General features: G+C 51.5%; 16 protein-coding genes and 3 pseudogenes. 17 read left to right on the top strand and 2 right to left on the bottom strand.

What is annotated here, in order from left to right; all coding sequences use genetic code 11:
- Positions 1-443: 443 nt before the first annotated feature.
- A complete protein-coding gene (gene ltrA, locus ACLIN2_RS26425) occupies positions 444-1,706 on the top strand; it encodes a group II intron reverse transcriptase/maturase (RefSeq protein ID WP_411501590.1) in 1,263 nt (420 codons plus the stop codon).
- Between the two features lie 169 nt (positions 1,707-1,875).
- The gene (locus ACLIN2_RS26420) at positions 1,876-3,297 is read left to right on the top strand and encodes an aspartate ammonia-lyase (protein ID WP_411502597.1); all 1,422 of its coding nucleotides are present in this window, start codon (positions 1,876-1,878) and stop codon (positions 3,295-3,297) included.
- A 93-nt stretch (positions 3,298-3,390) separates the two neighbouring features.
- On the opposite strand, the pseudogene ACLIN2_RS26415 reads toward ACLIN2_RS26420, so the two are convergent.
- A pseudogene (locus ACLIN2_RS26415) lies at positions 3,391-3,453 on the bottom strand (hypothetical protein); the annotation flags it as partial.
- 115 nt (positions 3,454-3,568) lie between these two features.
- Positions 3,569-4,042: a GNAT family N-acetyltransferase gene (locus ACLIN2_RS26410; RefSeq protein WP_411502596.1), complete on the bottom strand. Its 474-nt coding sequence runs from the start codon at positions 4,040-4,042 to the stop codon at positions 3,569-3,571.
- Between the two features lie 491 nt (positions 4,043-4,533).
- On the opposite strand from ACLIN2_RS26410, the gene ACLIN2_RS26405 reads away from it, so the two are divergent.
- The 15 genes and pseudogenes from ACLIN2_RS26405 (at position 4,534) to ACLIN2_RS26335 (ending at position 20,955) form a co-directional block, all read left to right on the top strand.
- Positions 4,534-6,081 carry a sugar ABC transporter ATP-binding protein gene (locus ACLIN2_RS26405; protein ID WP_411502595.1) on the top strand — a complete coding sequence of 516 codons (1,548 nt, stop codon included), beginning with the start codon at positions 4,534-4,536 and terminating at the stop codon, positions 6,079-6,081.
- A 27-nt stretch (positions 6,082-6,108) separates the two neighbouring features.
- Complete coding sequence (locus ACLIN2_RS26400; RefSeq protein WP_301170050.1) at positions 6,109-7,116, top strand: ABC transporter permease; 1,008 nt, start codon at positions 6,109-6,111, stop codon at positions 7,114-7,116.
- Positions 7,117-7,118: 2 nt separating this feature from the next.
- Positions 7,119-8,108 carry an ABC transporter permease gene (locus ACLIN2_RS26395; protein WP_411502594.1) on the top strand — a complete coding sequence of 330 codons (990 nt, stop codon included), beginning with the start codon at positions 7,119-7,121 and terminating at the stop codon, positions 8,106-8,108.
- A 46-nt stretch (positions 8,109-8,154) separates the two neighbouring features.
- A complete protein-coding gene (locus tag ACLIN2_RS26390) occupies positions 8,155-10,224 on the top strand; it encodes a bifunctional aldolase/short-chain dehydrogenase (protein WP_411502593.1) in 2,070 nt (689 codons plus the stop codon).
- A gap of 22 nt (positions 10,225-10,246) precedes the next feature.
- Complete coding sequence (rhaM, locus tag ACLIN2_RS26385; RefSeq protein WP_122961158.1) at positions 10,247-10,561, top strand: L-rhamnose mutarotase; 315 nt, start codon at positions 10,247-10,249, stop codon at positions 10,559-10,561.
- 16 nt (positions 10,562-10,577) lie between these two features.
- Positions 10,578-11,948, top strand: a pseudogene (rhaB, locus tag ACLIN2_RS26380) (rhamnulokinase); the annotation flags it as partial.
- A gap of 111 nt (positions 11,949-12,059) precedes the next feature.
- Positions 12,060-13,346 (top strand): L-rhamnose isomerase, encoded by a 1,287-nt coding sequence (rhaA, locus tag ACLIN2_RS26375; protein WP_411504601.1) that lies wholly within the window; start codon positions 12,060-12,062, stop codon positions 13,344-13,346.
- A gap of 106 nt (positions 13,347-13,452) precedes the next feature.
- Positions 13,453-14,454: a LacI family DNA-binding transcriptional regulator gene (locus ACLIN2_RS26370; protein WP_092273872.1), complete on the top strand. Its 1,002-nt coding sequence runs from the start codon at positions 13,453-13,455 to the stop codon at positions 14,452-14,454.
- A gap of 156 nt (positions 14,455-14,610) precedes the next feature.
- On the top strand, positions 14,611-15,888 hold the full coding sequence (hisD, locus tag ACLIN2_RS26365; protein WP_411502592.1) for a histidinol dehydrogenase: 1,278 nt from the start codon (positions 14,611-14,613) through the stop codon (positions 15,886-15,888).
- Between the two features lie 113 nt (positions 15,889-16,001).
- Entirely contained in the window at positions 16,002-17,315 is a 1,314-nt protein-coding gene (locus tag ACLIN2_RS26360; RefSeq protein WP_411502591.1) for a GntP family permease, read from the top strand.
- A gap of 29 nt (positions 17,316-17,344) precedes the next feature.
- The gene (locus ACLIN2_RS26355; RefSeq protein WP_411502590.1) at positions 17,345-18,106 is read left to right on the top strand and encodes an SDR family NAD(P)-dependent oxidoreductase; all 762 of its coding nucleotides are present in this window, start codon (positions 17,345-17,347) and stop codon (positions 18,104-18,106) included.
- Entirely contained in the window at positions 18,103-19,050 is a 948-nt protein-coding gene (locus tag ACLIN2_RS26350; protein ID WP_411502589.1) for a 3-hydroxyacyl-CoA dehydrogenase family protein, read from the top strand. Before ACLIN2_RS26355 ends, ACLIN2_RS26350 begins: the two co-directional genes overlap by 4 nt.
- 265 nt (positions 19,051-19,315) lie before the next feature.
- Positions 19,316-19,972 (top strand): hypothetical protein, encoded by a 657-nt coding sequence (locus tag ACLIN2_RS26345; protein ID WP_411502588.1) that lies wholly within the window; start codon positions 19,316-19,318, stop codon positions 19,970-19,972.
- A 48-nt stretch (positions 19,973-20,020) separates the two neighbouring features.
- Positions 20,021-20,211: pseudogene (locus tag ACLIN2_RS26340) on the top strand (MgtC/SapB family protein); the annotation flags it as partial.
- 471 nt (positions 20,212-20,682) lie between these two features.
- Positions 20,683-20,955: a helix-turn-helix domain-containing protein gene (locus tag ACLIN2_RS26335; RefSeq protein ID WP_310230049.1), complete on the top strand. Its 273-nt coding sequence runs from the start codon at positions 20,683-20,685 to the stop codon at positions 20,953-20,955.
- The last annotated feature ends 85 nt before the right edge of the window (positions 20,956-21,040 follow it).

Below are 21,040 nucleotides of genomic sequence, written 5' to 3'. Positions count from 1 at the left end.
AGCCGGCGGCAAAGTCCCGACCTGAGGTACACGAACCCAATTTGAGGCTGTTGTATTCGGGTGAGTCTGCCAAACAAGACGAAGCCCCATACAGCCAAGGAATACAGCAGTAAACTTGGGCAGGTACATGGGATGAAAGTTATCGCTCTTACCTGGGGAGGTCTGCATGAAGTGCCTTCAAATGTTGGTAACCGTCTTCGTAAGGAGACGCTGAACATGCAGAAGTCAGCAGAAGCCATAGTACCCAAGTAAAGGACGCTTGAACGGGGAAGGGCTGAACATTAAGTCAACACATCCGCTAATCACTTTCGTGATAATACTGTGAAGCAGAATTCTGTAAGGAACTACTCTTGGAGAAAATGGGTGAAGCCCTGAGGGTACAAGAGAGGGCTGAGTATTGTCCGGCAAGACTAGAAGGATGCGTGCGGAGGAAGGGTATCGTCATGGAGCTGTTGGAGAAAGTCCTGTCACGAGAAAATCTATTAGTGGCACTCGAAAGAGTGGAAAGAAACAAAGGATCGGCGGGAATCGACGGTGTTTCAACCGAACAACTGCGCGATTATATCCGTGAACACTGGTTGACCACTAAAAAGCAGATTATGAAAGGGACCTACAAACCTTCCCCTGTCCGCAGAGTCGAAATCCCGAAATCTGACGGAGGAGTAAGGTTATTAGGTATTCCTACCGTGATAGATCGCTTTATTCAACAAGCCATCCTCCAAGTTCTTACTCCTATATTTGACCCCCACTTCTCAGAATCCAGTTTCGGATTCCGACCGAACCGTGGTGCGCATGACGCCATGAGACAAGCACAATTTTATATTTCCGAAGGATATCGCTTTGTCGTGGATATGGACTTAGAGAAATTCTTCGACCGGGTTAATCACGATATTTTAATGAGTCGGGTTGCTCGAAAAGTAAAAGATAAAGCTTTGTTGAAACTTGTTCGCGCATATCTACAAGCAGGCATCATGGTCAATGGCATCTGCCTTTCGGCAGTAGAGGGCACACCACAAGGTGGTCCACTTAGTCCGTTATTGGCGAACATCTTGCTCGACGATTTGGATAAAGAACTGGAAAAGAGGGGACATCGCTTTTGTCGATACGCAGACGATAGCAATATCTACGTGAGAACAAAGCGGGCGGGAGAACGGGTAAAAGAAAGTATCCAAAGCTACTTGGAGAAGGTACTTAAGCTTAAAGTAAATGAGCAGAAGAGCGCAGTGGATCGACCTTGGAAGCGTAAGTTCCTCGGTTTCGGTTTCACTAATGCAAAACAAGCAAGGATTCGGCTTCATCCAAAATCACTTCTGAAGTTGAAAGAGAAAATCCGCTTCATCACTAATCCGGTATGGAGCATCTCTATGGATGAAAGGATTCGGAAGCTAAACCAGTACCTCATGGGTTGGATCGGATATTTTGCCCTTGCGGATGCAAAGAAAATCCTTCAATCTATCGACGAATGGATACGACGTAGACTTCGACTTTGCTTGTGGTCTCAGTGGAAGCGAGTACGAACCCGATATCGAGAACTTCGCTCTCTGGGTTTATCGCACGTCCAAGCAATAGAAATTGCAAACACCAGAAAGGGTGCATGGCGTACCACAAAGACTCCTCAAATGCACAAAGCCCTCGGAGTTGCATATTGGCAACAACAAGGGCTGAAAAGCTTATTACAACGATATTCTGTCATTCGTCAAGCTTGATGAACCGCCGTATACCGAACGGTACGTACGGTGGTGTGAGAGGACGGGAGTTAGTCGCTCCCTCCTACTCGATTACGATCCGGTAGGGGAGAGACCGACCTGTACCTTTGGGTGCGAAGGCTTTGCGAGCCAAGGCTTCTACTAAGAAGAGAAGAGGAGAGAGGACATGATGAGAACGGAGCATGATGGATTGGGTGAGATGCAAATACCGGACGAGCTCTATTACGGAATCCAAACGATGCGCAGTTTACAGCTATCCCCTGTATCACATCGGACGATTGGCGCGGATGCGTTCACGCTCGTGAAATACCTCGCGGCGATTAAAAAGGCAGCAGCACTGGCAAACTGCCAGATTGGATCGATGGAAGAGCGGGTCAGTGGAGCGATTTGTCAGGCAGCAGAGGAAGTCATGCAAGGCAAATGGACGGCCTTCTTCGTCGTGGACATGTTCCAAGGCGGGGGCGGAATCGCGACGCATATGAATGTAAACGAAGTGATTGCCAACCGCGCCAACGAGCTTCTGACAGGAGAAAGGGGCTACTCGATGGTGCATCCCAATACGCATGTAAATATGGGGCAATCCACCAACGACGTGCTGCCCAGTGCCATGAAGCTGTCGCTCTACGAGAAGGCTGAGGCATTGATCACACAGGTGGAAAGCTTGCGTGAGGCATGGCTGACAAAGGCAAAGGAATACGCAGATGTGGTCAAGCTGGGGAGAACCTGCTTGCAGGATGCGCTGCCGGTGACGCTGGGGCAGGAGTTTGGCGGATACGCCTCGATGCTGGATCGGCAAATCAAGTATCTGCGCGAGGTGCAAACGGAATGCCTGCAGCTTCCGCTCGGTGCGACAGCAGTGGGGACAGGAGTAGGGCTCTTGCCGGGATTTTTGCCTGCGTGCTATCGCCATTTACAGGAGATCACAGGCTGGGAGCTTCACTCTGAAGATAATCTTTTTGACGGATTGCAGTATGCGGATGTCTATCTGAGGATATCTGCTGTTCTGAAAAGCTTGGCGACCGGGATTTCAAAAATGTCGCGTGACTTGCGAGTCATGTCTTCGGGTCCAAACGGTGGGCTGAACGAAATCGAGCTGCCGTCTGTACAACCAGGCTCCTCAATCATGCCCGGAAAAGTCAATCCCATCCTGCCTGAGCTGATGATTCAAGTCAGCTATCAGGTATGTGGAAACGATTATGCCGTGACGATGGCAGCAGAAGGCGGCGAGCTCGATCTCAACGTATGGGAGTCGCTCATTGTCAAATGTCTGTTCGAATCGTTTACACTTCTTATAGAGTCGATCCCGCTGTTTGCCAATAAATGCGTGAGCGGTATCCGCGCCAACCGGGATGTATGCCACGCCCACGCTGAAACGTCCACAGCCGTCGCCGCCGTTATTGCTACGATCTTTGGCTACGAGACCGGAAGCGACGTAGCCAAACAAGCAATTCGCGAGCAGAAGACGGTAAAGCAGGTCGTCGTAGAAAGGGGACTGCTCACCGCGCAGGAAGCAGAGTGGCTGCTGGATCCGGTAAATTTGACGGATCCCAAGCGGTTGGACGATGTGCTGGTGAGAATCAGGCAGAAGTGAAGAAGGAAGAAGGGGGGCTGTCTTGGCAGGGCAGCTTCTTTTTTTACATCGCCAATGACAATAAAGAAAGCTCAGCTCGGGAAGAGATAAGCTTTACCTTTTCCTGGGATCGGGCGGCAAAGGAATGCTTTGCGGAAAGCGGAACAGGTTGGTTGGATCATAGTCTTTTTTGACGGCCTGAAGCCGCTATCAGCGGGAGTCACGATGCGCCCGGTCAGTTGTGTTTTCTCCAAAATGCACGCTTCTTTCGCAGTTGAGCTTGGGTGACTACCTAGATCTCCTTCACAAACAAAACCCGATCATTCCCGCTGCCATCGTAGTGGGAAGTGACGGAGATTCCCTCGACGGTTTTATCTCCTTGTTTAATGGCAAATCCCATGCTCGTATGAAAAGCGATAGAGGTTTTATTGACAGGAGAAGTAATGCAGCGCACGGTATGGCAGCCTTTTTCTTTCACCGTTTCAAAAAAGTGCTGATAAAGCTTTTTGCCGAGCCCGTCTTTTCGTTTCTCCGGATGCACCCCAACAAAATGAATGTAGGCTTCGCCTGGAGAGGCTTGAGACAAAAAGCCGATCAGAAATGCTGCCATTTCTCCGTTTTCTTCTACAATAAAGCTTGTCGGCTGAAAATGCTCAAAAAACAACCGTGGCAGCAAATGAGCCATCTGTCGGCCACCCCACCACTCATTCACGACGGCGGTTACGCTCCTGTAATCCTGCACGTGAACATTACGAATTTGCAACATACAGACCTCCCATTCATAGGGTGACTCCCTAATCCTTCTTCTCTATCATTCGGGATAGCAAGTCTTCTATTCTCTGTAAATGCTGATTGGTTTTCTTTAGTAGATAATAGATGTTAATGACGGAGACGATGACAATAATCGCAAAAAAAGCGAAGTTGATATCCACGAATCACTCACCACAATTTTTATTATTTGGAAAAACATTCATCCTATAAGGATTATACCACGGACAGAGAGGGCCATACGCATAGAATAGCTACACAATGAAAAAGGATTCAAGAGTCATGACGAAGAGGAGAGCATCGATGTCCGATTTTGCGCATTTTCAGAGAAAACAAAGAATAATAAAAAAATACAGAATTAATCATATGCAAACAAAAACCAAAGCTGTATAATCAAAGATATAAAAACAAACAGGTGCAAACAAAACAGTCATGTCCGTTTTGTTCGACCGCAGAGGGCTCGTTTCCAACAGGAATAGGAGGACGTTTATGTCAGATTACGTTCTTGAATTGAGAGGAATCACGAAAACGTTTCCAGGCGTAAAGGCGCTGGATCAAGTGCATTTTCAGCTAAAGCCAGGTGAAATCCACGCGCTCATGGGTGAGAACGGAGCTGGCAAATCCACGTTCATCAAGATCATTACGGGTGTACATCTCCCGGACGAAGGCGAAATCTTTGTAAACGGGCAGAAAACGGAAATCAAAAATCCAAAGGACGCCCAACGCTTGGGAATTGCCGCGATTTATCAGCATGTGACTTGTTTTCCAGACCTGAGCGTTACGGAAAACATCTTTATGGGACATGAGAAGATCACCAAACGCACAAAGCGGATCCTATGGGGCGACATGCACGCAGAAGCGAAAAAGCTGCTGCAGGAGCTGGGGGCAAGCTTTGATCCGAGAACGAAGATGGGGGCGCTCAGCGTTGCCCAGCAACAAATCGTCGAAATTGCGAAAGCGCTTTCAATGGATGCGCGCATCATCATCATGGATGAGCCGACAGCAGCGCTTACGGCAAGAGAGAGTGAAGAGCTGTACAAGATCGCGGAAAAGCTGCGCGATAATGGGGCATCGATCATCTTTATTTCGCACCGCTTTGAAGACATGTACCGATTGGCGAGCAAAGTGACTGTGTTCCGCGACGCCAAATATATCGGCTCCTGGGGCATTTCCGAAATTTCAAACGAGGACCTGATCGTAGCCATGGTCGGACGGGAAATTACACAGCTGTTCCCCAAAAAGGCAGCAAAGGTCGGGGAAGAATTGCTCCGCGTAGAAGGTCTTGGCAAAACAGGCTTTTTTGCAGACGTATCCTTTTCGGTGCATCGAGGCGAAATTGTCGGCTTGACCGGGTTGGTAGGGGCAGGGAGAACCGAGGTGTGCCAAGCCGTCTTTGGAATTACCTCGTTCGATACGGGCCAGGTGTACTTAAAAGGCAAAGCGATTAAAGTCAAAAACCCGCTGCAAGCGATGGAGCTCGGGATCGGGTACTTGCCCGAGGACAGGCAAAAGCAAGGACTGGTCCTGGAGTGGGGAATCGAGCGCAACATTACCCTGTCAGCACTCGGCAAGCTGTCGCGCAAGGGCTGGATTCAGGAGAAAAGGGAAGCGGAGCTGGCACACGCTCTCGCGGAAAAAGTCCAGGTAAAAGCCCGCAGCATCTTTGATCTCGCCAGCTCCTTATCCGGTGGGAACCAGCAAAAGGTCGTCGTCGCCAAGCTGTTGACCGCCGATCTGGATATCATCATTCTGGATGAGCCTACGAAGGGTGTAGACGTCGGGGCGAAGTCTGCGATCTATGAAATCATTAGTGACCTAGCTTCACAGGGGTATGGCGTCATTATGATTTCATCGGAGATGCCTGAGGTGATCGGCATGAGCGATCGTGTCGTCGTTATGCGAGAAGGCAGAGTGACAGCCAGCTTGGACGGTGCAACGGTGACACAGGAGGCCATCCTGGAGGCAGCCATGGTAAACAGCGCCATTCCAGAAGCGGCGACGGCACACAGCAGTGCGTCAGAGACGCTCAGCACGTAAGGGACAAGGAAAAAGGTGGTGAAAGAAGTGCCAGAATATTCGCTGCAAAAGACTTCCGCAGGTGCCAGCATCGCCAAGTTTCGGGAGCTGGGCTTGCTCGTATTCATTTTGCTTTTGTGCGTAGGGGTACAGCTGCGCAACCCCAGCTTTTTGACGCTGGAAAATATTAACGACATGGTCACGAATACGGCCATTCTGAGCATTTTGGCAGTCGGCATGATGCTGGTCATCGTGACGAGAGGGATTGACCTGTCGATCGGGGCGACGCTCGCTTTGTCCGGAATGATTTCTGCCATGACCGTGAGCGCTTATCCGGATACGCATCCTTTGCTCGCCATTTTGCTCGGGACAGCAGTCGGTATCGTCAGCGGGATGATCATCGGCCTTCTCGTCTCCAAGGCAGGTATACTTCCCATCATCGCCACTCTCGGTATGATGAACGCATTTCGCGGCATGACGTTCATGGTCAGCGGCGGCAAATGGGTCAGCGCGCACCAGATGCCGGATTCCTTCAAAGCGATTGCGACCAGCTCCATTTTCGGGCTCAATACCCTCATCGTGATCGCGATCGTCATTTACCTCATCTTTTTCTACTTCATTACATACACCAGGACAGGCAGACAGATTTACGCAGTGGGCAGCAACCCGGATTCGGCGAAAATCAGTGGGATCAACAACGATAAAATTTTGTGGCTCGTGTACACGATCATGGGTGGATTGTCTGGACTCGCGGGTGTTTTGTGGGTATCCAAATTTGCTTCCGCACAAGGTGACACAGCTTCGGGCTACGAGCTGAGCGTCATTGCGGCATGTGTGCTCGGGGGAGTCAGCATCGCAGGGGGCTCCGGAAAAATCTCGGGCATCATTTTGGGCTCGATTCTACTGGGGATTTTGAACAACGCCTTGCCGCTGATCAACGTCTCGCCATTCTGGCAAATGGGCATTCAGGGCTCGATTATCCTCATCGCAGTCGTTATCAATGCACTGGTCAAACGAGGCGTCGATCAGAGCAACCTGATGAGGAGGAGAATTTAGCGATGGAAAAGAGAGTCATCATCGGGAAAAAGGAGTTCTCGTGGAAAACCTTTTTTCTGCAGTGGGAATGGATGCTCGTCCTCATCTTTATTCTGGTGAATGTGATCAACGCCAATCTCTCTCCCTACTATTTGAACGCTGACAGTCTGCGGGATGCGACGATGACCTTCCTCGACAAGGCGTTTATCGTCCTGCCGATGGTTTTTATCATCATTCTCGGAGACATCGATATTTCTGTCGCGTCCATCGTAGCGCTGTCATCTGTCGTGATGGCTGATCTATACACAATGGGGGTTCCGATGGAGCTGGCAGTCGTCATCTGTTTGGCAGTAGGGACCTTGTGCGGGTACGTCAACGGTCTCTTGATCACCCGATTCAAGGAGCTTTCAGCAGTTATCGTGACCTTGGCGACCATGATCAATTATCGGGGGATCGCGTACATTCTGCTGGAAGACCAGGCTGCCGGCAAGTTCCCGGAATGGTTCAAGTTCCTCGGATGGGGATATGTGGGATCTGTTCCGTTTATCCTGATTGTTTTTGCGGTTTTTGCTGTGATTTTTGGGCTTTTGCTGCACAAAACCACATTTGGCAGACGCGTTTATGCGATGGGGAGCAATTTGACAGCCAGTCAATTTTCCGGAATACAGGTGGACAAAATCAAAATTCTCGTCTTTACGCTTGCAGGTCTCATGTCAGCAGTCACGGCGCTGTTCCTCACTTCGCGGATGGGCAGCACCCGGCCGAATATCGCGACGGGCTACGAGCTGGACGTGATTGCGATGGTCGTTCTGGGCGGAATCAGTACATCAGGCGGAAAAGGAAGAATGATCGGCGCGATTCTCGCCATTTTCCTGATTGGTTTCCTGCGTTACGGTCTGGGGCTTGTCAACGTACCCGCACAGATGCTGCTCGTCATTATCGGACTTTTGCTGATTCTGGCCGTCATGGTGCCAAATCTGAAAGGGTATTTGCGAAAATGGGTCAAAATCTGATTTTCCAATAAGCAGTCCATCAATCAGAAAAAAGTGGAGGTACGAGATGATACAGAGCTTATGGAATCGCGAACAGGCAGCACAATGCCAAAACGGACTGGAGGAGCTGGTCTATCGCTCGAATCTGATCGGTACGGATCGGCGGGTGTGCAACTGGGGCGGAGGAAATACCTCCTCAAAGACAAAAATCACGGACTTTCGCGGCCGAGAGATTGACGTGATGTGGGTAAAGGGCAGCGGCTCGGACCTCGCTACGATGAAAGCGGGCAATTTCACGGGATTGCGGCTCGAGGATGTCCAGCCGCTTCTGGAACGGGAGGAAATGTCCGATGAGGAAATGGTTGCCTATCTGTCGCATTGCATGGTAGACAGCAAGCATCCGCGCGCATCCATCGAAACACTCCTGCATGCCTTTCTGCCGTTTCCCCATGTGGATCATACTCACCCGGACGCGATCATCAGCATTTGCTGCGCGGACAACGGGAAGGAAGTGGCGCGTTCGATTTTCGGAGACCGTTTTGTCTGGGTTCCTTATGTGCGTCCCGGCTTTACCCTGTCCAAAATGATCGCAAAAGGCGTACAGGAAAACCCACAGGCAGAGCTGGTGCTGATGGAAAAGCACGGGCTGGTGACGTGGGGAGATACGTCTGAGGCATGCTACGAGAAAACGATTGCGATCATTCAGGAAGCGGAAGCGTACATCGAATCGAAGGTAAATGAAGCGTCCGTATTCGGTGGACAGCGCTTTGAAACCATTCCGGAAGAAGAACGAAAGCAAATCCTGGCACAAGTGATGCCTGTCATTCGCGGGGCTGTCAGTGATACGAAACGGATGCTCCTGACTTACGACGACGGGGAAAATGTGCTCCAGTTTGTCAACAGCCGTGATGCCCGAGAGCTGTCGCAGGTCGGTGCTGCCTGCCCCGATCATCTGGTGCACACGAAAATGGTTCCGCTGTACGTAGAGTGGGATCCCGCATCCAGAGACGTAGAGGGGTTGAAGCAAAGCCTGCTTTCGGGGATCGCTCGCTTCAAGGAAGAATATACAAGCTATTTTGAACGAAACAAAAATGAGGGAGACCAGATGTCGGAAGCGGCACCACGTGTCATCCTCATCCCGGGTGTCGGCATGGTGAATACCGGGAAAAGCTGGTCCAATGCACAGGTAAGCGGCGCTCTCTACCATCGTGCGATCGCGGTCATGCGCGGAGCGACAGCCTTGGGCAGCTTTGTCTCCTTGAGTGAAAACGAATCGTTCAACGTGGAGTATTGGCCGCTGGAGCTCTATAAGCTGTCTTTGGCTCCGGCAGAGGCAGAGTTTTCCCGCAAAGTGGTGTTCGTCACGGGGGGAGCGGGCGGAATCGGAAGCGAGACGTGCCGTCGCTTCGTAGCAGAAGGTGCCCACGTCGTATTGGCAGACTTGAACCTCGAAGGAGCAGAAAAGGTCGCACAGGAAATCAACGAGCGTTTTGGTGAAGGTCGTGCCAGTGCGGTGAAAATGGACGTTACGAGCGAAGCAGACGTGCAAGCGGCTCTGGCACAGGCGGCACTCGCCTATGGCGGGGTGGATACAGTCGTGAACAATGCGGGCCTCGCAACCTCCAGTCCCTTTGATGAAACAACACTAAAGGAATGGAATCTGAATATCGCCGTACTTGGGACCGGATACTTCCTCGTGGCTCGCGAAGCGTTCAAGCAGATGAAAGCACAGGCCATCGGCGGCAATATGGTGTTCGTCGGCTCGAAAAACTCCGTCTACGCAGGGAAGAACGTAACGGCTTACAGCTCGGCAAAAGCGCTGGAAGTTCACCTCGCTCGCTGCATCGCAGCAGAGGGGGGAGAGCACGGCATTCGCGTCAACACGATTTTGCCGGATGCGATTTTGCAAGGCTCGGCGATCTGGAATTCCAGCTGGCGAAATGAGCGTGCCGCGGCCTACGGAATCGAGCCTGATCAGTTGGAAGACTACTACCGCAAGCGCACGACGCTGCTCGTGAACATTTATCCGAGAGATATCGCGGAGGGCATTCTCTTTTTCGCCTCCTCCAAATCGGAGAAGACAACGGGCTGCATGCTGACCATTGACGGCGGCGTACCTGCCGCGTTTACACGATAAGCACGGAATAGGGGGAACGAAGATGATTCGTAAAGCGTTTGTCATGCATGTATTCGGGGATTGCCACGAGGAATACAAGCGCCGCCACGACGAAATCTGGCCGGAGATGATCGAGATGCTCAAAGAGTATGGGGCGCATGATTACTCGATCTTTCTCGACCCGGCCAATAGCCGTCTGTTTGCCTACCTGGTGATTGAGGATGAAGAGCGCTGGAGCGAGACGGCGGAAACGGAAATCTGCCAGAAGTGGTGGGCGTATATGAAAGATGTCATGGAAACGAACGAAGACAATAGCCCTGTCTCTCTCGAACTGAAGGAAGTCTTTTACTTAAAGTAGGCGCTAGTAGAGGGAGGTGCATGGAGTGGGAAGCCATATTGCCGTAGATATTGGGGCTTCGAGCGGGCGGCTGGTCTTGGGAACCGTTTTGGACGGGCGAATCCATTTGCAAGAGATTCATCGGTTCCAAAACGGCTTTGAAGAAGTGGAGGGGCACTGCTACTGGAACATCGACTATTTATTCCAGGAAGTCATGACAGGGCTGCAAAAGGTGAAACAGCAGGGCATCACAGCATGTACGCTGGGCATCGATACGTGGGCGGTTGACTACGTACTGCTGAATGGGGAAGGTCAGCGACTGCATGAGATCTATGCGTATCGCGACGAGCGGACGAAGCATGCCATCGAAAAGGTGACGCGACAGCTGTCAGCCGAAGCTATCTATGAAAAAACGGGCATTCAGTTTCAGCCCTTCAATACCTTGTTCCAGCTGGCGGTGCACGATTCCGTACAGCTGAAGCAAGCCGACCAGATTCTTCTGGTGCCGGATTACTTGTACTTTTTGCTTACGGGAAAACGAATCAACGAAGTGACAAACGCCTCGACGACGCAGCTGCTGCATCTGCAGACTCGTGAGTACGATGAGGATCTTCTGAAGCTGCTGGGTCTGGACCGCTCCCAATTTGCGGAGCTGGTCCAGCCAGGCACATCACTAGGCAGGGTCCAGTCAAAATGGCATGAAGCATACGACTTGCCTGACTGCGAAGTAATCTGCGTCGCTACCCATGACACGGCGTCAGCGGTGCTTGGTGTTCCGGCGGATCCCGCCAAGTCATTTGCCTACCTCAGCAGCGGAACCTGGTCGCTGATGGGAGTGGAGCTGGACAGCCCGATCCACAGCGCAGAGGCACGCGAACGCAATTTTACGAACGAGTGGGGCGCCTTCCATACGTATCGCTTTTTGAAAAACATCATGGGAATGTGGCTCATCCAAGAGGTCCATCGCCATTATGAGGGGGCCATTTCGTTTGGTGGATTCGTCGAGCTGGCGAAAGAGGAGCCGGCTTTTACGACCTTCATCGATTTTACAGACGCCCGTTTTCTGAATCCGCGCAGCATGGTCGGCGAAATCCAGAGCTACTGCCGGGAAACGGGGCAGCTCGTTCCGCAGACACCGGGAGAAATTGCCCGCTGTATCTACGACAATCTGGCGATCCTGTATGCTTTGTGCGTCGAGGAAATGGAAGCGATTACGGGGCGCGCCATCGAGGTCATCCACATCGTGGGCGGCGGGTCCAGCAACCAGCTGCTCTGCCAGCTGACGGCGAACGTCTCCGGCAAAAAGGTAACGGCTGGGCCGACGGAATCGACGGCGCTAGGCAATCTTGCTGTACAGATGATCGCCACGGGTGAAGTGAGCGATATTCACGAGGCGCGAAGCTTGATCCGCCATACATTTGCGAGCGCGATTTACGAACCGGAGGAGGCTTGCCATCGAGCGGAATGGATCGAGGAATTCAAACGAGTGACAACCGGCGAAAGGAAAGGAGTGACAAGTGTGAGCACAGGACTAGAAGCGAGCTATCAAGAGGCGAAAAAGCTGTACGAAAAGCACGGGATCGATGTGGAGGCTGTTCTGGAGAAGCTTTCCGCGATCAAGGTGTCCATGCACTGCTGGCAAGGCGATGACGTTCGCGGCTTTCTTAACCGCGATCAGGAGCTGACGGGAGGAATCGCTGTCACGGGGAATTATCCGGGAGCTGCGCGGACGCCAGAGGAGCTGCGCCAGGACTTGGAGAAGGCGTTTTCGCTTATTCCCGGCAAGCATAAAGTCAATCTGCACGCCATTTACGCCGATACGGACGAGCAGGTGGAGATCGACAAGCTGGCTCCCAAGCATTTTGAAAAGTGGGTCAACTGGGCCAAGGAGCAAGGGCTAGGCTTGGACTTTAATCCGACCTGCTTCTCTCATGAAAAATCCGCGGATGGCTTTACGCTGAGCCATCCAGACCCGCAAATCCGCCAATTTTGGATCGATCACTGCAAGGCATCTCGGAAAATCGGCGCGTACTTTGGCGAGCAGCTCGGGCAAACCTGCGTGACGAATGTATGGATTCCAGACGGCTACAAGGACATTCCCGTAGATCGGATGGCTCCACGCCAGCGTTTGAAGGACGCTCTCGATGAAATCTTCCGCGAAGAGCACAATCCTGCCCACAATCTGGATGCGGTAGAGAGCAAGGTGTTCGGGATCGGGTCTGAGAGCTACGTGGTCGGCTCCCATGAATTTTACATGGGCTATGGGCTGCAAAATGGTAAAATTATCTGCCTCGACGCCGGGCATTTCCACCCGACCGAGACGATCTCGGGCAAGCTCTCGTCACTCGCGCTCTTTTCCCAGGGCATTCTGCTGCACGTCAGCCGTCCGGTTCGTTGGGACAGCGATCACGTCGTCATCATGGATGATGAGCTTTTGGACATCGCTCGGGAGCTGGTGCGGCACGATTTGCTTGGCATGACTCACATCGGTCTGGACTTTTTTGACGGCAGCATCAACCGGATTGCGGCTTGGGTGATCGGGATGCGCAATACGCAAAAGGCGCTTCTGCGTGCCATGCTGGAGCCGACGGATTACCTGCGTCAGGTCGAGCTTGCAGGCGATTACACGACGCGGCTCGCGCTCATGGAGGAATTTAAAACCTATCCGTTCGGAGTTGTATGGGATATGTTTTGTGCGCGACAGGGGGTTCCTGTGCGTGAGGAGTGGCTGACAGAGGTAAAGCAGTACGAGCAGGAAGTGCTCTCTTTGCGCGGCGGTCAGCATAAAGCCGCCATTTCGTCTTGAAATCTGTTTACGCAATGCAGCACGGTCTACCAGGATCGTGCTGTTTTTGTTGGAGGGGAATCGTGCTAAAATAAAGGTTCCACACTCTGGATTCGGAGGGAACCTTGTGAAGAAAAAGCCGGTAAATGCGATGGAGGTTGCGAGAGTTGCTAAAGTCTCTCAATCTACTGTTTCGCGTGTTTTCACCCCCGGGTCAAACGTATCGGAAAAAACCAAGCGAAAGGTGCTGGAGGTAGCGAAGGAGCTCGGCTATCGCCCAAATGCGCTCGCACGCGGTTTGATCATGAACAAGACCAACATCGTCGGTTTGGCGATGCGTGATATGGAAAACCCGTTCTACCATGAAGTGCTGGGCAAATTCACCAAAGGTCTGCGTGATAAAGGGTATCACGTTTTGTTTGTGTACACGGAAAATGATGAGATCCAGCAGGAGGAAATCACGCAATTCCTGGAATACAGCGTCGAGGGTGTGATCGTAACAGATGCGTATTTGTCCTCTAAAGTTGTGACTCAATTGCATGAGAACAACATCCCTGTGATTCTGTTCAATCGCTACAGCAAAGATGTCCCGTGCTATTCCGTCAGCTGCGACAACTACGCGGCTGCCCGGCAGATCGCGAGCTATTTGTACGAGCAGGGCTATCGGAAAATGGCGTATATCACAGGCAGAACCAATACCTCGACCAGTCAGGATCGGCAACGGGGCTTTTGCGAGTTTTTGCAGGAGAAGGGAATAGAACCGATGATAGAAGAGGGGGACTACACTTACGAGAAAGCCTATGACGCTGCGATTCGGCTGTTGAAGAGAAGAGAGGTGCCAGACGTCATTTTCGGGGCCAATGATATTACAGCACTAGGTGCAATGGATGCTGCAGGGGCAATGGGGCTATCCGTTCCGAATGACATCGCGGTCGTCGGATTTGACAACATCAAAATGGCATCCTGGCCTTCTCACGAGCTGACGACATGGGAGCAGCCTGTTGACGAGATGATTGAGTTGACCATCGATACACTTCTGAACGAAATGAAAATAGAAGTGGTAGAACCCGTGTCAAAGCTCGTTTCCGGGCACTTGATCGAGCGCGGGACGACTCGGAAAAAAATTTAAGCCGTTGACAAATGTAAGCGGTTATCTTTACAATTTGGGCATAGATTAAAAATGCTCTGAAATTTTTCTCACTCCAAAATGCATACGTATGCATAAAAGAGTGAGAAAAAATTTCTGAAAACTGCATACGTATGCAAAAAACAGGAGGGAACGAACATGGCAAGATTTTTGAAACAAGGAAAAGCGAAGGACGAAATCGCACAAAACGACGCGCAGGTAGCGGAAACCGTACGCCAAACGATTCAAAAAATCGAGCAGGAAGGTGATGCAGCCGTACGGGAGCTTTCTGCCAAATTCGATAAATGGAGTCCCGAGCAGTTCCGCCTGACTGAAGAGCAAATCGCGGAAATCATCAGCGGTGTACCGGAGCAGACCATCGATGATATCAAATTTGCACAGAGCAACGTACGCCGTTTTGCAGAGGAACAGCGCAAATCCATGCTCGACATCGAAGTGGAGACCTTGCCAGGAGTGATTCTGGGTCACAAAAACATCCCGGTCGATAGTGTAGGCTGCTATATCCCGGGCGGACGCTATCCGATGGTCGCTTCGGCACACATGAGCGTACTGACCGCAAAGGTAGCTGGTGTCAAACGCGTCATCGCTTGCACACCTCCCATCAACGGAGAAATTCCAGCAGCTACGGTAGCTGCGATGCATATGGCAGGAGCAGATGAGATCTACATTCTCGGCGGCATTCAGGCGATGGCCGCAATGGCAGTCGGTACCGAAACAATCAAGCCGGTCGATATGCTCGTGGGACCAGGAAATGCTTTTGTAGCGGAAGCGAAGCGCCAGCTGTATGGCCGTGTGGGGATCGACCTATTTGCAGGGCCTACGGAAACATTGGTTGTTGCAGACGAAACAGCAGATGCCGAAATGATCGCGACCGATATTCTCGGCCAAGGCGAGCACGGACCGACATCTCCAGGTGCTTTGATCACGACCTCGGAAAAGCTGGCCGAAGAGACGATCAAAGAAATCGAGCGTCAGCTTACCGTGCTTCCGACAGCAGATGTAGCAAGTGTTTCCTGGCGTGATTACGGTCAAATCATCCTGGTAGAGGATGAGCAGGAAGCGCTGGTTGAGGCAAATCGTCTCGCATTTGAGCACGTGGAAATTTTGACGAAGGACCCTGATTTCTTCCTGAACAACATGACCAACTACGGCTGCCTGTTCCTCGGCCCGGAGACCAACGTAGCTTACGGCGATAAAGTCATCGGAACCAACCATACCCTGCCAACCAAAGGCGCGGCTCGTTACACAGGCGGACTGTGGGTCGGGAAATTCCTGAAAACGGTCACCTACCAAAAAGTAAGCGAAGAAGCGAGTGCCTACATCGGAGAATACGCAGCGCGTCTGTGCCAGCTGGAAAACTTCGCAGGACATGCCGAGCAGGCGTTGCTCCGTGTGCGCCGCTACGGAAAGAAGTAAGTGGGATGTTGTCTTGCAAGGAAGGGGAGCGAGCACCGCGACAGCTAGGCTCCTCTCCTCCGAGCGAGGCTCCAGGCAGCAAGTAATAACGCAGAAGATGGGAAGTGATTCGGATGATTAGTATGATTGGTTTGATTGGAGGCTTGGCCCTTCTCATCATTTTGACTATGAGAGGCATGAACTTGTTAATTGTTGCTCCGTTCTCTGCTTTGTTTGTCGCTGTATGTAATGGACTGCCACTTTTCCCGCAGCTGGCTGCTGAAGGCGAAGCGAACTTCGTGGCCAATTACATGAGCGGTTTTACAGGATTTATTACATCGTGGTATTTAATGTTTCTCATTGGCGCAATTTTTGGAAAGCTGATGGAAGATAGCGGAGCTGCGGACAGTGTATCCAAATGGATCGTTGAAAAAATTGGCATGAAAAACGCAGCGCTTGCGATCGTCATTGCCTGCGCGGTTTTGACATATGGCGGCGTGAGCTTGTTCGTCGTTGCCTTTTCCGTTTATCCGATGGCCATCAGCTTGTTTAGAGAGGCGAATTTGCCAAGACGCTTTATCCCTGCGGCTCTTGGCTTTGGCTCCACGACTTTTACGATGACTTCGGCTGGTTCACCTGAAATTCAAAACTGGATTCCGATTCCATATTTGCACACGACACCGTATGCAGGCTGGGAAGTAAGCTTGGTCGTTGCTGTTTTCATGATGATTTTCGGTTACTGGTGGTTAAAACGGATGATTATGAAAGCGGTTCAAAAAGGGGAGCGCTTCGTTTCGCGGGAAACGGACAATAGGGATGTGAGAGAAAATTTACCTAATCCTATCGTGAGTATGATTCCGCTCCTGGTCGTTCTGGTCATCTCGTTTGTGTTCCACAATTCATTGGCACAATCAGCCTTGATTCTCGCTTTGCTGGGTGGAGTAATTGCTACCTACTTGCTCCATCGAAAGTACTTTATCAATTTCTGGCACGCCGTATCAGAAGGCACGATGGGGGCTTTGATTGCCATTGCGAACACTGCAGCTGTCGTTGGTTTTGGTGGAGTAGCCAAGGCGACTCCTGCTTTTGCGAGTGCAGTAGACATGATGACGAGTATCCCTGGCAGTCCGCTGATAGGAAGTGCAGTGGCTGTATGTATCATTGCAGGTCTCACAGGGTCAGCCTCTGGCGGACAGACAATTGCGCTGCCATTGCTTGCTCCACACTATATGGATATGGGGGTCAATCCTGAAGCGTTGCACCGGGTTGTCGCGATCTCGTCAGGGTCCCTTGACTCTCTGCCGCATGGTGGGTATGTCGTTACGACCATTCGAGCCATTGCAGGAGAGACACATAAAGATGCATATCCGGCTTTTGGTGCGATGACTGTGATAGTTCCGATTTTTGGAGTCATTCTAGCTGTTGCCTTGTTCTCGCTCGGGATGTAAGAAAGGCAGTCGAAAGGGGATTAGCGGAGATGACATACTTTCAAGAGCTGAAAGGAAAGAAGGTCCTCATCACGGGAGGCAGCAAAGGTATTGGAAAGGACGCTGCTCTCGCCTTTGCCAAACTAGGTGCAAAAGTCATGATCACCGGACGTAATGCAGCAGATTTGGAAGCTGCCGTACAAGAATTGCGCGAGTTCCAAGCAGAATCTTACTTTTTGTCCGCAGATATGCAGGATGTGCAGAGTATTTACCAGATGGTCGATGACACGATTGCCACACTCGGTGGACTCGATGTACTGGTCAACAATGCGGGAATCAACATCGCCAAGCCTGCCTTTGACGTCACGGAAGAGGATTGGGATCGCGTGCTGGATACCAATCTGAAAGGCACATTCTTCTGCTCGCAGCGCTCCGGGAAGCATATGGCGGAAAACGGTGGGGGACGCATCATTAACATGGTGTCGCAAATGGCCTTTGTCGGGTATATCAAACGTTCTGCGTATTGTTCAAGCAAAGGCGGTGCCGTGCAGCTGACGAAAGCGTTGGCAGTGGAGTGGGCTTCCTATGGGGTAAAGGTCAACGCGGTTGCACCGACCTTTGTCGAGACGGATCTGACCAAGAAAATGTTCGAGGACCGGGAATTTTACCAGGATGTTTTGCGGAGAATTCCGTTAGGACAGCTCGCTCAAGTATCGGATATTACCGGGGCTGTTCTGTTCCTCGCCTCCGACATGGCAAACTTCATCACGGGCGAAACCATCAAGGTGGATGGAGGGTGGACAGCGATATGAGGAAGCCAGTGGAAAGCTTGGCGATCATCGGAGCAGGTACGATGGGGCACTCGATCGCTTTGTCCGCTGCGATGGCAGGCTTGCACGTAAAGGTCTGGGGAACGAGTCTGCAGGATATTCAGCGCGGCAAGGAAGGTGTAGCCGAAAAGCTAGGGATTCTCGTTGAATACGGGGTCGTGTCTGCAGAGGAGAAGGCTGCGGTGCAAGAACGAATTTGCTTCACCACATCTCTGTCGGAATGCGTCCAGGGGGCGAGCTTTGTCATCGAGGGTATCCCGGAAAATCTGGAGATGAAGCAAAAGATGTTCCAGGAGCTGGAGGCGCTGTGCTCCCCGGACACGATCCTGGCGAGCAACACATCAGGATTGAGTCCTACAGCTATTGCGAGCCAGATCGAGTACCCCGAGCGGACGCTGGTCACGCACTTTTGGAATCCCGGACATCTCATTCCGCTTGTCGAAGTCATCCGCGGAGAAAAGACAGCAGATACCGCTGTAGAGCGAGCGATGGTGCTGCTCGAAGCGATGGACAAGAAGCCGATCCTCGTCAAAAAGGACATTCTCGGATCAGTGGGGAACCGCCTGCAGTACGCGCTTTTCCGGGAAGCCCAGTACATCTATGAGCAAGGGGCTGCCTCGATCGAGGATATTGATAAGGCTGTTCGCTACAGCATCGGACGCCGCTTGCCCGTCACAGGTCCCTTTATGACAGCCGATATGGGAGGTCTGGATGTGTTCGATGCCATCTCCAGCTACTTGTTCCCGGATCTGGGGACACAGCAGGAGTCTCTTTCGACCATGAGAAGTCTTGTAGATGCAGGCAGCTACGGGCAGAAAAACGGACAGGGCTTTTACGAGTGGTCGCCAGAGCAGTCGCAAAGGATGAACAAGGCCCGCGAACGAGAGCTGATCGAGTGGCTGAAAAAAGATCGGCAAACGGATTGAAGAAAATTGTCCACAAGCTATACACAGATAAATCCTAATTACAAACAGTTTATACACAGAAAAAATAAGGGGACTGTGGATAAGTGGAAAAATAACGGCACGGCACGCTCTTCCATTTGGGAGGGCGTGTTTTTTCTATTTTTTAGTAGAAAGATCTTGAACAATGGAATTTTGTATGAGATACTTGTACCATAAAAGAGAACAAACGTTCCTGTTTTCGCGTTCATCACGTAAAACACATAGATGGTTACAGGGAGGAATCCATATGGCAACACGAGCATGTATGAGCAAAGAGGAACTGCGCGAGCACGTATGTGAGGGCTGCCCGGCTACAGGTTGGGGGAGAAAGACGCATTGCCAGGTGCACGACAAGCATGTGGGGAAAGTCGAAGCTTGCCCGGAATGGGACAAGTTCGCAGAGGGACAGCAGACTTCGGGGCAGCAGCGCCCTCTGCGAAATTCTGCCCCAAAAGTGGAGCCAGCCCTTGAAGTGGTGCAGCGGACGGAAGAGGAGATCCGCGACTACAATTACATGCAGCTGGAGGTTAGCCGCATTCAGCGTTTTTTACGCGAGGCAGGGGAAGGGATGGTCGCTCAATACGGGCTGGACTTTGCCATGCCGAAAGCGATCGGGGGATTCGGGGACAAGACGCATGCCGAAGTCGCGCGTCGAGAGCGCAAGTGGAAAAGGCTGCAGAGCCTCCAGGACAAAATCGCCAGAATCGATGAAGCGGTAGAGACGATTCCTGATGAGCAAGAGAGGCTGATTCTGGAGGCCCTGCTGGATGGAGACAAGAATAATCAGATCGCAAAGGAAATCGGGGTTTCCCGTCAGCGTTACTACGAAATCAAGAGAAGCGCTGTCACGAAGATGGCGTGGGCCATGTACGGCGGAGTGGCCCAGCAAATTCGCTCCTGCTAGTAACGCTGCCCCCCTGTAGGAGCCATGCTATAATTTCCGAACAATCTGGGGCTGGACCCTTCTCGGATCGCGGCGCAGGTCGTGAGTGGGGTCGGCTTTCTCGGGGCAGGGATGATTTTCATGCAGCGTCAGACAGTCAAAGGACTGACGACAGCTGCGGAATCTGGGCGACTGCCGGGATGGGAATGGCCATCGGTGCTGGGCTGTACACGCTCGGAATTGGAACGACCATACTCGTTGCAAAGATACGCAGGCGTGCGGGCTGTCGAGGTACAGTAAGCGAATAGCAAACGGAAAAGAAAAAGACGATCGAAAGAAACGCTGTCAAAGCGATTTCTCTCAGAGCGTCTTCTTCTTTTTAAACTCCGCGATGTTCTGCTGTTTGACGAAAGCGACGAAGGTTTCGAAGGTTTCAACTCGAGAGCGAAGGGCTTTCCAAGCAGGAGGGCAGACAAATCTTTACAGAACTTTACACTCCCGTTCATTTTCCCTATTGGAAAGTGAGGTGGTTTATACTTAAGCCAAGCGAAAGAAAGAAACACAAACAAAGACTTCAGAAAGAGCCTCCTCAGCCATAAAGTGCACCCCTTAGAATGGACATTGAGAAAAGACCTCTCAATGACGATACTCGTTCTAGGGGGTGCTTTTCGTAATGGGGACAAAGGGAAAAGAAGTAGGAAACGTACAGTGCGGAGTTAAAGCAAAGGGCTATTGAGATGAGATTGAAGGGAATGACGAAGGCGGCAGTGGCGAAGGAATTAGGGATCAAAGATATTGGACGACTCAAGGTATGGATGCGTAAATACAAACAGCAAGGCGAGTTTGGTTTGGTAGACACACGAGGACGCCGCAAGCAGTACGTCGATCAGGAACGCTATATTAAGCGGTTGGAGTTGGAGAACGCTGTCCTAAAGAGGCGATTTTGGCAACCACAAGTAAAACATATCCAGAAAGTACATCTCGAAGTCAAACGCAGACATTAACAATTCCAAATTTAAAATTGGTTTCTAGTGTTACTGCATGGCAAAGTGGGAGTACCTGGTATCACAATTACTTGGGCACCGTAAC

This window comes from Brevibacillus centrosporus (assembly GCF_046622605.1).
Classification (GTDB): domain Bacteria; phylum Bacillota; class Bacilli; order Brevibacillales; family Brevibacillaceae; genus Brevibacillus; species Brevibacillus centrosporus.
The sequence above is the reverse complement of the archived record's forward strand: the minus strand, read 5'-3'. Positions and strand labels throughout refer to the sequence as shown.